This is a genomic window from Lawsonella clevelandensis, from assembly GCF_001293125.1.
Taxonomy (GTDB): Bacteria; Actinomycetota; Actinomycetes; order Mycobacteriales; family Mycobacteriaceae; genus Lawsonella; species Lawsonella clevelandensis.
The window spans coordinates 378,224-390,235 of the sequence record NZ_CP009312.1 but is presented as its reverse complement, the minus strand read 5'-3'; the positions used below and the strand labels follow the sequence as shown (position 1 = coordinate 390,235).

Sequence of the window (12,012 nt, the reverse complement as noted above, 5' to 3'; positions counted from 1 at the left end):
TTAGTCTAGTACGTCCGAAAGAGTGGGTGACGCTCCGGTTGTGAGAATCAACGGGATTATACACGGGCAGGGGCACTATACTGTACAGACGCACTGTTGCACGTCTGTGAGGAGAGGGGTGCCATGACGAATACGCCGCCGTCTGCCCGTCGGGAGCGTAGGGAGAGCCGTTGGCTTTCTCGACGCGGCTTTTTGAGCCTGGCCGGAGTGGCTGGGCTGCTTGGTGTAGGGTCCACAGCAGGGTGCAGCTTTGAGGAGAATCCACAGAAGACGGTGCTGCGGGGAACTACTATGGGGACTTACTACGCCATCACCTATTTGGCGACAGCTAAGACGCCTCCGCAGGCAGAGGTGCGGGATAAGGTGGAAGCTCGTTTCGCCGCCATCAACCACCAAATGTCGACGTTCATCCCCGAATCGGAGCTTTCTCGCTTTAACCAATTCCGCAAAGTCGATACTCCTTTCCCGGTGTCCCCGGAAGTCATCACTGTTATGCGTGAAGCGGTGCGGTTGAACAAGGTTGCCGAGGGCAAACTGGATGTCACCGTGGGGCCGTTGGTGAACCTGTGGGGGTTTGGGCCAGAGGGCCGTCCCAATAAGATCCCCAATGATGCGCAGATTGACGAGACTAAAGCGAAGTGCGGTATTGAGCACCTCGAAGTACTGGATAACGCACTTGTGAAGAAGATTCCCGAGCTTTATGTCGATCTGTCGTCGATTGCCAAAGGGTATGGGGTGGACTCTATTGCTTGGGAGTTGGAGGCGCTAGGGGTAGAGCGCTACCTCATCGATGTCGGTGGGGAAGTACGTGGACAGGGAGCCGGAACACGAGGAGGTCCGTGGCGGGTGGCGGTAGAACGTCCGGTTCCCCATGGTGATGCCTCTCTGGATCGAGTAATCCACCTGGTCAATACTTCAGTGGCTACCTCTGGCGACTATCGCAACTACTTTGAGGAAAACGGCCACCGCTTCTCGCACACTATCGACCCGCAGACGGGGCGACCGATTACGCACAATCTTGCGTCTGTCACCGTCATGGATGCATCGTGTATGACAGCTGACGGGTTGGCGACTGGTCTGGATGTGTTGGGCCCGGAGGAAGGCATGAAGCAGGCGACAAAGCTTAATCTGGCTTGCATCATGATTGTGAAAGAAGACGGCGCTTTCCGGGAGATCACCTCTCCGGCGTGGCGCCGCCAAATGCAGTAGTGGCTAAAGCCATTTCTTTCGTCTGAATACGATGTACATGGTGATGGCCCAGATTGCCATGAGAGCAAGTATTGCGTAGTAGGCTCCATCAAATTGCAGAAGCGGCATGAAGTTGAAGTTCATGCCGTAGATACTGGCGATGAGCGTAGGGACAGCAATAATTGCGGCCCAGGCGGATAGTGCACGGCTGATAATGTTTTGTTGCACGCCGACCTTCGCTGCTGCAGCGTCAACGAGGGAGCTGAGAACTTCGTCGAACCCGTGTACATCGGAGATAGCACGTAGCAGGTGGTCTTCGACGTCGCGGAAGTAACTGCGGATGTCTTCGTTGACGTAGATCTGATCGCTATTGCAGAGTTCGTGTAATGGCGTGCGAAGGGGCGAGATCAAGTGTTTGATCTCTAGGACTTCTCGTTTAACCGCATAGATTTCATCAATGTCGATATCTGTGGAAGGGTCGAAGACTTCCTCTTCTAGGTCGTCGATGTCGTTGTCCATGAGTGCAGCAACTTTGAGATAGGAGTCGACGACATGGTCGACGGCTCTATAGAAGCACATCATGGGGCCTTGGGCGAGGTCTTCTGGGTTATGAGAGAGGCGTTTGTGGACGTGGTCGAGGCTGTGGCCTTTCCCATGTTGGATAGAAATGAAGTAATTCTTCCCGGCAACAAGGACGACTTCGCCAGTCTCAACAGCGTCGGCAGGATTGTCGATCACTTCATGGTCGACATAGCGGAGAGTACGTGCGACGAGGGTGAGGCAGTCATCGAAGGCTTCTAGCTTGGGGCGTTGATGGTCGGTAGAGCAGTCTTCGACGAGTAGTTCGTGTAAGTCGTAGACACGTCCTACATGTACCATTTGGCGACGATTGGGGTCGCGGAGTTGGAGCCAGACGAAATGGTCAGGGTGTTCTTCTACCCAGTGAAAGCCGCTTCGGTAGTCGAATGCGCGATCAATGTGTTGCCCGTTTTCGTCGTAGACATCGCACCCGATGGTGGCTTGGGCGGTGGGGATATGAACGTTATCGTCGCGCTCTTCTTGAGTAGATTTTTTGGGGTTAAATAGTTTGTCCCAGAAGGAGGTAAAACCCATTGCGCGCTCCTTTTGACGAAGTGGGAGAGGCTAACGAGTGGAGTTTTCAGACGAAGTGTGGCGCAGGCCGTGGTAGAAGGCGACACATTCATCGTAGCGGGGAAGGAGTCCGGATTCTTGTGCAGCTGCCAGCGTGGGGGCATTTTTATCTTTAGGGGAGAGAATGAGCGCGTCTGGCTCCCCCAGGTGATACGTTGCGCACCAGTCGTGGAAAGGTAATCCCAGGGCGGGGTCGAGAGGGTTAATGCCGTGTTCTGCCGGTGGGTTGTAGGCCTCCGAACAGAGATAGCTCAATGCAGCGTCATCTGTGAAGCCAATCACAAGATGGCCCATTCCCTCTGGTAGGAAGACTGCGGTCCCGCTTTCTGGGGACAATTCGATGGCAACATACTGGGAAAATGTGGGGGATCCCACTCTGAGGTCGACGAGTACATCCAATAAACGACCGTGAGCTGCGTAAATATATTTTGCTTGGCCGGGTGGAACATCTGCGAAGTGAATTCCGCGAACCGCTCCGCGGCGGGTGGGGCTGAGATTCGTTTGGCGAACCGAGAGCTGGTAGCCCACGTTATCGATAAAGGTAGGGGCGTGAAATGGGGCGGAAAAGAAGCCCCGATCATCTGGAAAAGTAGGTGCCTCGAAGGCATAGCAGTAAGGGAGTGGAAGTTGTAATACCCGCATGGAATGGAAGTTTACCGGTCGCTAGGATGAGACGCGTGGGAGTTTTGTCTCCTGCATCACTAGTTAGAAATAATGTGACCTGAAGGGGACGCAGTTGACCCAGACTATTGATCCGCGCGATGGCGTGGAGAACGTTAATGACGAACTGTTTACCGCCGCAGTTAACGAAGACGTGGTGACAGAAGAAGAGGTTCTTCAGTATCACATCAACGGCAAACTCGACGTCGCCCTGCACTCGCCCCTCGATTCGCAGCACGATCTCTCTGTTGCTTACACTCCCGGTGTTGCACTTGCCTGCAACGATATTTATGACAAGCCAGAAGATGCCAAGCTCTACACCTGGGCTGGCCGCCTCGTAGCGGTGGTCAGTGATGGAACTGCCGTGCTCGGACTCGGGAATATCGGACCGTCCGCAGCGCTTCCGGTAATGGAAGGCAAGTGTGCCCTCTTTAAGCAGTTCTCCGGCCTCAACGCCATTCCGATTGTGCTCGACACCACGGATCCGGACGAGATTGTCGAGACCTGCATCCGTCTGCAGCCAAGCTTTGGCGCCATCAACCTCGAAGATATTTCCGCTCCCCGTTGCTTCGAAATCGAAGATCGGTTAAAGGAAGCTCTTGATATTCCGGTGATGCACGACGATCAGCACGGTACCGCAGTAGTGGTACTGGCCGGCATGATCAACGCCTGCCGACTCACTGGCCGTAAGCCCGAGGACCTCAAGGTCGTCGTGTCAGGCGCCGGTGCTGCCGGTGTTGCCTGCACCAAGATTATTCTTAACGCTGGTGTCAAGAACGTCATCGTGCTTGACTCCCAAGGTATTGTGTCCCGCGGCAGAGAAGGTCTGAACCCTGTTAAGGAAGCTCTGGCAGAGATCACCAACCCCGACAATATTGTGGGTGGCCAGGCAGAAGCCTTCGAAGGCGCGGACGTCTTCGTGGGTGTCTCCGCTGGACATGTGGCGGAAGACATTGTAGCGGAGATGGCACCTGATGCCATGATCTTCTCCCTCTCCAACCCGGATCCCGAAATCCCTGTTGATGTTGCACACCGCCATGCCTCTATCGTGGCGACTGGCCGCTCGGACTACCCGAACCAGCTCAACAATGTACTGGCTTTCCCCGGTATTTTCCGCGGCGCGCTCGATGCCCGCTCTACCGCGATTACAGATGAGATGCTGCAGGCCGCAGCAGAGGCCATCGCCGACGTTATCGACTCGAAGGATCTGTCTCCCGACTACATCATTCCGTCGCCACTCGATCCACGCGTCTGCCCGGCAGTTACCGCCGCAGTCAAGGCGGTTGCTGAAGCCAACAAGTAGCATTGTTGGCATGCGAGGTCATCGGAAATTAAGCGCACTAGCGTGTGCCCTGCTCCTAGTGGCGACGGGATGTGGGCGTACAGACAAAGCTCTAGTCCCAGATCCCGTCGCACCTATTGTGCGAGTGGGTTATTCCGCTATGGCCCCCGACTATGTCCTCGCCAAACTCTACGTCGCTGCCCTGCAGTTGAGGGGTGTCCCGGCCCGTCTTGACCGTATTGAAAGTCGGCGAGCCGCAGACGGTGTGCGTAATGTTGGCCCTGGCGTTACCCAAACCTCCTCTATTGGGCATCGGGCAAAACTTCACGCCATTAGTACCGGGTTGGTAGATGCCGTCCCCGAGTACACCAGCCAGCTGTTGTTTGCGATAAACCCGGATGCTCCCATTCTGCGTGCGACAGTCCGACGTGATTCCGCCAACCCCGATGCAGAGTTCGACCCGGTTTTTGCCGAGATGACACGCTCCCTTCCACAGGAGACCCGCTCATTACGACCCTCCCGTGCCGAGCGCACAATGGTGATAGCAGTCCGAAATAAGGATCCGCACATAGACGGTATTCGTACCTACTCACAGCTGGCCGACCGTTGTGAACGATTCTCTATCCTTATTCACGCATATCCGGCCGATGTTCTAGAAATGGAGCACTGGGCAGAACTCGTCAATCGCCACTATCGCTGTACTCCGAAATCCCTCCTCACAGAGACGACTGTGACGTCTGGTGACGATGTGGTTCTTACGTTTGCATCAGACCCATTGCTGCTCAGCGGGGACTGGCGTTTGCTCACGGATGATCTCCATTCCGTAGCCGCCGCCTATATTTTCCCGTTAGTCGCGAAAAGCGCTGTAGACCGCCCCCGTCAGCTCATCTTCGATGAGCTGAGTGAGAAACTCACGACGACGGATGTGGCTGAACTTCTACGCGTGGAGTACCGTACTCCGGATCAGCTGGACCAGTTCATTACTAACTGGCTACGTGCCAAGGGCTTCTCGGGGCGCGAGAAATAGACTTTTGTGCACGCTGCACAGAACCTCGCGCATGTCTAGCCCCATCAGAAAAGGTATGGATATACTTAGTTCACTGTTCCGCAGTACCCCACAGAGATATACCTCTACCACGAGATGGTAGAGAGTCGGCGACAGCGGTAGTTAGGCACACGTCGCCCTGTATAGCCTGCAGGAGCTGCCTGTACGGAACGGACGAGGAAATTGGTGGGCAAACGCTTGCCGGGATAACTCGCCTTTGTGACAGAGGCGACGCATCACCACTCTTCTTAGAAAAGAAAGCACCTCTTTCTGGATGCTCAGGAAGAGCTGGAGGTGTTGTGGCATGGTGCTCGTAATCCAAAGGTGAATGTTGACGTTCATTTATTGGAGACACCCATGTCTATTTTTTCTGCAACCGTATTAGGTACCCCACGTATCGGCCCCCAGCGTGAGCTGAAGTTTGCCATCGAACGCTATTGGAGAGGCGAGCACAGCGAAGCTGAGCTGCGTTCTGTTGCCACAGAGCTACGTGCCCACACGTGGGCACAGCTGGTGGACGCTGGCCTGGATTCCATCCCCACCAATGTTTTCTCTCTCTACGACCAAATGCTCGACACCACCGTGCTGGTCGGGGCACTCCCGCAACGTTATCTCGCGGCAGCGGAGACAGACCTCGACCGGTATTTCGCGGCGGCACGCGGTACCGCAGCCGTCCCCCCGCTGGAGATGACGAAGTGGTTCGATACCAACTACCATTACCTGGTTCCCGAGTTCTCCGCAGAGACTCACTTCACTCTCCATCCCGAGGCGCTACTGGAGGATCTTCACGCCGCACAGGCGGCTGGTATTCCTGCCCGCCCGGTTATCATTGGTCCCTTTACTTATCTGCGGTTGGCAAAGGAAGCGGACCGTGCTGCTACCCCAGGTCTGGGCGGCGCACTCAGTCGGCTTCACGACCTCCTTCCGGTGTACGAAGAACTGCTACAGCTGCTTGCTGCAGAAGGCGTGGAGTGGGTACAACTCGATGAACCGAGCGCGGTCACCACTCTCAGCTCTGCTGAGCTCGAGCTGTTGGGGAAGGTGTACGACCGCCTCGGCGGGCTCGCACAACGCCCCCAGATTCTCGTTGCCACCTACTTTGGTGACACCAAAGACGCACTACCGGTGCTCGCCGGCACGCCCATTGACGGGCTCGCCCTCGACTTCGTCGCCGGTGACCTGCCTCCGCAGGATATTCCGGGGCTATCGGAGAAGCTTCTGGTAGCAGGTGTTGTCGATGGTCGAAACGTATGGGCAACAGCGATCGATGGTGCAGTAGAACAACTTGTCCGTGCGTCTGAGCGGGCTGCCCACGTCGCCGTCTCTACCTCGTGTTCTCTGCTACACGTACCCTATACGCTCGCCGGAGAAGATCTCCCCACTATCGAAGAGCGAGCTGCCTCTGGCACCGATGGATTGTGTCGAGAGTGGCTAGCTTTTGGCACGGAAAAGGTCGCGGAGATCTCCCTGCTGGCACAAATCCAGCGTGGCGAGAAAGACCCCAATGCCCCTGAGGCTCAGACCGCTCGTGACATTACGGCGCACCGGCGGGGAAGTGCTGTCACTAACAACCCGACACTGCGGAAACGTATCGCGGCACTCACCTATGCCGACTACCACCGCCCGGACTACGCTGAACGGGCTGTTCTCCAGCGTGATGAACTTAACCTCCCGCTGCTGCCGACTACCACCATCGGATCCTTCCCGCAGACTGCCGAAATTCGTTCTGCCCGTCAGCGCTTTGTGCGTGGTGAGCTGACGGAAGAGCAGTACGACGAGGCAATGCGACGGGAAATCCAGGACGTCATCAAACTTCAGGAAGACCTGGATATTGATGTGCTGGTTCATGGTGAGCCGGAACGCAACGACATGGTGCAGTACTTCGCTGAGCAGCTCGAGGGCTACTGGGCGTCCCGCAACGGCTGGGTGCAGTCCTATGGCACTCGCTGCGTGCGCCCACCGGTGGTCTATGGTGATGTGCAGCGGCCTTCCGCCATGTCCGTCACATGGTCGGCCTACGCAGCGAGCCTTACCGACCGTCCGATGAAAGGTATGCTGACCGGCCCCATCACGATGCTATCGTGGTCGTTCGTCCGCGATGACCAGGCGTTGGAGGCTACCGCGGTACAAGTGGCGTTGGCGATTCGTGACGAGTGCGTGGATCTGGAAAATGCCGGTATTCGCATTATTCAGGTGGACGAGCCGGCACTGCGTGAGCTGCTGCCGCTGCGTGACGAGGATAAAGCGCACTACGCTGAGTGGGCAGCTGCTGCCTTCCGGCTGGCGACAGCCGGGGTAGCTCCCGCGACGCAGATTCACACCCACATGTGCTACTCCGAGTTTGGCGAAATGGTGGGGGTAATTGGTGAATTGGATGCCGACGTCACTTCCGTCGAGTCAGCCCGCTCCCAGATGGAAATCGTGTCTGATTTGGAAGAGCACGGGTACCGTCAGGCTATTGGACCAGGTGTGTACGACATTCACTCACCGCGTGTGCCGCACGTTGAAGAGATCTCTGCTGCCCTGCAGCTTGCCCTGAAAGCTGTTCCAGCAGAGCGTCTTTGGGTTAATCCAGACTGTGGCCTAAAAACCCGTCGCGCAGAAGAATGCGTTCCCTCACTGGAAGCCATGGTGACGGCGACGAAGAACCTCCGCGCACAACTTGCTCAGTAACGCGCTGTCGCAAGAGTACCCGCACATGATGTCGGGTGTCTCTCGCCTGCTACTTCTCCACAGGTAAAAGCCCGCTCCCGATGAGCATCGGGGGCGGGCTTTTGCGTGGCGATGACAGCAGACCGGTCATCCGGTGGAATCTTCCGCTGTCCGGGTTGTAACCTGCCTTATTCGGGCAGAGTGGAGTTAAAGACAGTATCCATAAGCAGTGTCTGCTCCGCCCGGTTCACACTGGAGACGCCGGTTGCCGGGGCAGACATACTCCGGCGCGAGAAACGGTCGAATGGAGGTAGGTTACCGACCACGGTAGGCAGCTTGACCTTGAGGAATGGCCAAGCTCCCTGGTTCGACGGTTCTTCCTGCACCCACATGATTCTCTCCACCTGGGGGTAGCGGGCAACAAGTTCGTAGATCCGGCGGAACGGCACCGGGTAGATCTGCTCCAACCGAGCAATAGCCAGGTCGAACCGTTCCTCCTTGTCGCGCCGCCGTGCCAGCTCGTAATACACCTTCCCAGAGCACAGCAGCAGCGTCTTTACTGATGATGGGTCGTGCAACTGCTCATGATCGTAGAAATAGGGATCATCAATGACCGAGCGGAACTTTCGCTGGGTGAAGTCTTCCAACGGGCTGGTTGCCGCCTTCATCCGCAACATTGACTTCGGCGTCGCCACAATGAGCGGCCGCACAATGCTGGAGAGAGTATGCCGGCGAATCAGGTGGAAGTAGTTCGCCGGGGTAGACGGTTGGGCTATCGTCATGTTGGACTCTGCACACAACTGGAGGTAACGCTCGATACGGGCAGAAGAATGGTCAGGCCCCGCACCCTCCTGCCCATGGGGGAGAAGCATGACGAGCCCCGAACGCTGGCTCCACTTCGCTTCAGCCGAGGAAATGTACTCATCAACAATGGTCTGCCCACCGTTAGCAAAGTCGCCGAATTGAGCCTCCCAACACACCAGTGCATCCGGGTGAGTCACACTGTAGCCGTACTCCACACCCAAACCTGCGAACTCGGAGAGGGAGGAGTTAAAGATGTCGAAGTGCCCGCCGTGGGTGTTCGCAATGGCGCGCAGCGGGCTGTACTCGTTGCTGTTCTCGCGGTCCACTACGATGGCGTGACGTTGGGTAAATGTTCCGCGGCAGCTGTCCTCACCGGCAATGCGCACATCTCGTCCTTCTTGGACCAGTGAACCCCACGCCAACAGTTCAGCCATCGCCCAGTCCACGTGCCCTTCATGGGTCATGCGGTGGCGAGCCTCGAGAATAGGCTTGACACGCTTGTGGACAGAGAAGTTGTCCGGAACATTCGCGAAAGCATCGCCGATCTCTTCCAACCGTTCGGCCGAGATAGCGGTCTGCAGGTTGTAGGGAACGCGCTGCTTCGTAGCCACCGATTGTGACGGGGGAGTGGAAGCTTTCTCTGCATCCTTCACCTGTTTGAAGACGCTTTCGAGTTCACCCTGGTAGTCCTGCAAGGCGGTTTCTGCTTCTTGCGGAGTGATATCGCCGCGTCCCACCAACGTCTCCAGATAGGACTGCCGCACGGAACGCTTATTGTCGATGATGTCGTACATGGCAGGCTGGGTCATGGACGGATCATCCGCCTCATTGTGGCCCCGCCGACGGTAGGAGACAAGGTCAATAACAACGTCTTTAGCGAACTTCTGGTTGAACTCGACGGCAGCGTGGGCCACACGAACACACGCTTCCGGGTCGTCCCCATTAACGTGGAAGACCGGTACCCCAAAGGCCTTAGCGACGTCAGTACAGTATTCGCTGGAGCGTCCTTGTGAGGGCGCGGTAGTGAAACCGATCTGGTTATTAACGACGATATGAACGGTACCGCCGACGTTGTAACCCTCGAGTAGCGCCATATTGAGTGTCTCGTAGACTACTCCTTGACCCGAGAAAGCGGCATCGCCGTGCAGCATGAGCGGAATAACCGGGTAGCGCGGTTGAGTCTCCTGGTGCGGCTGTTCGGCATTACGAGCAAGTAGGTCCTGCTTAGCCTTGACGATACCGATAAGGACGGGGTCGACGGCTTCCAGATGGGAGGGGTTGGCAGTGAGCGTCACCTTAATCTCGTTGTCGCCATACATCTGATAGTGCGTACCCTCGGCACCGAGGTGGTACTTCACGTCACCAGAACCTTGTTGCTCATTGGCACGCATGTTGCCTTCGAACTCGTTGAAGATCTGGTTGTAGGGTTTGCCGACGATATTGGCAAGCACATTGAGACGCCCACGGTGGGGCATGCCAATGACGACCTCCTGGACATGGTGATCGGCTGCCACATCGATGACACGGTCCATCATGGGAATAAGGGACTCTGAGCCCTCCAAGGAGAAGCGTTTCTGCCCCACATACTTTGTTTGTAGGAAGGACTCGAATGCTTCGGCCGCGATAAGTGTGGTGAGAGTGAGTTTTTGGTCCTTGGTGGAGAGCGGAGCGCCTTTGCTCTCCACATAATGGCGGATCCATTCGCGCTGCTCATTGTCGAGAATGTAGGTGTACTCGACGCTGATCTTCTCGCAGTAGGCATTGCGCAGCACCGCCATAATATCGCGCAGCTTCATGCGCTCCTGGCCGGCAAGGCCGCCCACGGCGAACTCCCTATCCAGGTCCCAAATGGTGAGCCCGTAATGCGCAATGTCGAGGTCCGGGTAGGTTTCCCGCTTCCTGCCGGGTTCAATGAAGTTAAGAGGGTTCGTGTCGGCGATGAGATGACCACGGTCGCGGTATGCCTCGATAAGTTGGAGCACACGCGCATCTTTATTTACCCCCTGTGAAGCGACATCGCGGCGCCAGCGCCAGGGTTCGAAGGGAAGCTTGAGCCCGGTAAAGATCTCATCGTAGAATTCGTCGGACAAGAGCAGTTTGTGGATCGTACCGAGCCATTCGCCGGACTCCGCACCCTGGATGATCCGGTGGTCGTAAGTGGAGGTGATAGTCATCGCCTTGCCAACACCGAGATCCGCCAGCGCTTCATCGCTCATCCCGGTGTATTCTGCCGGATATTGGAGTGCACCAACACCCAAAATGCAACCTTGACCAGGCATAAGACGCGGCACCGAGTGAATTGTGCCAATGCCACCAGGATTAGTGAGGGAGATGGTGACACCGGCAAAGTCGGCGGTGGTCAGCTTGCCGTTGCGGGCGCGGGTGACAATATCTTCATAAGCGGCGACGAACTGGGGGAAGTTCATCGATTCCGTCTCTTTAATTGCGGCGACCACCAGGGAGCGGCTGCCGTCTTTGCCCCGCAGGTCGACAGCCAGGCCCAAGTTAATGTGGTCAGGTTGAATACGAGTGAAGAGGCCGTCCTTCTCCTCTAGCCGGCAGTTCATGACTGGGTAGGCTTTCACTGCCTGAATCATGGCGTAGCCAATGAGATGTGTGAAGGAGACTTTCCCACCACGCGTCTTCGCGAGGTAGCTGTTGATGAGGGCACGGTTCTCAAACATCAACTTCACCGGAATGGAGCGCACCGAGGTCGCCATGGGGATATCGCGGGAGGCGTTCATGTTGCGTGCAATTGCCCGGGCAGTACCTCGTAGTGAGGTTTTCTCTTCCTCCGTCAGCTCGGGGTAGTTGGGGCCCGTCATCGTCTCAACCGTGTACATGGTGGTGAGGGCATCTTTAGCGGCAGAGCGCACACGTTCGGTGGAGGCACGTTGCACATGCACTGGGTCTGCAGCGGTCTCAGAGTAGTTGTAATCGGTGAGGAAAGCAGTGGGATTAGTGGGGCCGAAAGGTTCGGACACCACTTGTCCGCTATCCGTGCTGGGGGAGGCGGCAGGGGAGGGGATCAGCTTCTGATCGGTGAAGTAGGCCCGCCAAGCATCATCCACACTGTGGGGATTGTCGCGGAACTTCCGATACATTTCGTCAACCAGCCACTGGTTCTGTCCGAAAGAATCTGGATGCGTCGTCACTGATAACCCTCATTCTGGTCCGGTTGGTTGTGTACCTCTAATGGTACTCAGAAAGGGGGTGTGGTGATCTGTGT

7 protein-coding genes are annotated in these 12,012 nt (G+C 56.6%); 4 read left to right on the top strand and 3 right to left on the bottom strand.

Going from position 1 to position 12,012, the window contains the following annotated elements:
• Window positions 1–123 precede the first annotated feature (123 nt).
• Window positions 124–1,209, top strand: a complete 1,086-nt coding sequence (locus IY73_RS01715; RefSeq protein WP_082346521.1) for an FAD:protein FMN transferase — start codon at window positions 124–126, stop codon at window positions 1,207–1,209.
• A 3-nt stretch (window positions 1,210–1,212) separates the two neighbouring features.
• Here the strand turns inward: IY73_RS01715 and IY73_RS01710 are convergent, their stop codons facing one another.
• Both IY73_RS01710 and IY73_RS01705 read right to left on the bottom strand, forming a co-directional pair.
• Entirely contained in the window at window positions 1,213–2,301 is a 1,089-nt protein-coding gene (locus IY73_RS01710; protein ID WP_053961542.1) for a magnesium and cobalt transport protein CorA, read from the bottom strand.
• A gap of 30 nt (window positions 2,302–2,331) precedes the next feature.
• Complete coding sequence (locus tag IY73_RS01705; protein ID WP_053961541.1) at window positions 2,332–2,982, bottom strand: dTDP-4-dehydrorhamnose 3,5-epimerase family protein; 651 nt, start codon at window positions 2,980–2,982, stop codon at window positions 2,332–2,334.
• Between the two features lie 175 nt (window positions 2,983–3,157).
• On the opposite strand from IY73_RS01705, the gene IY73_RS01700 reads away from it, so the two are divergent.
• The 3 genes from IY73_RS01700 (at window position 3,158) to metE (ending at window position 8,000) form a co-directional block, all read left to right on the top strand.
• Window positions 3,158–4,303 (top strand): NAD(P)-dependent malic enzyme, encoded by a 1,146-nt coding sequence (locus IY73_RS01700; protein WP_082345572.1) that lies wholly within the window; start codon window positions 3,158–3,160, stop codon window positions 4,301–4,303.
• Window positions 4,304–4,427: 124 nt separating this feature from the next.
• A complete protein-coding gene (locus tag IY73_RS01695; RefSeq protein WP_158408666.1) occupies window positions 4,428–5,309 on the top strand; it encodes a glycine betaine ABC transporter substrate-binding protein in 882 nt (293 codons plus the stop codon).
• A 375-nt stretch (window positions 5,310–5,684) separates the two neighbouring features.
• A complete protein-coding gene (gene metE / locus IY73_RS01690; protein WP_053961539.1) occupies window positions 5,685–8,000 on the top strand; it encodes a 5-methyltetrahydropteroyltriglutamate--homocysteine S-methyltransferase in 2,316 nt (771 codons plus the stop codon).
• Window positions 8,001–8,167: 167 nt separating this feature from the next.
• Here the strand turns inward: metE and IY73_RS01685 are convergent, their stop codons facing one another.
• The gene (locus tag IY73_RS01685; RefSeq protein WP_082346520.1) at window positions 8,168–11,938 is read right to left on the bottom strand and encodes a multifunctional oxoglutarate decarboxylase/oxoglutarate dehydrogenase thiamine pyrophosphate-binding subunit/dihydrolipoyllysine-residue succinyltransferase subunit; all 3,771 of its coding nucleotides are present in this window, start codon (window positions 11,936–11,938) and stop codon (window positions 8,168–8,170) included.
• Between the last annotated feature and the right edge of the window lie 74 nt (window positions 11,939–12,012).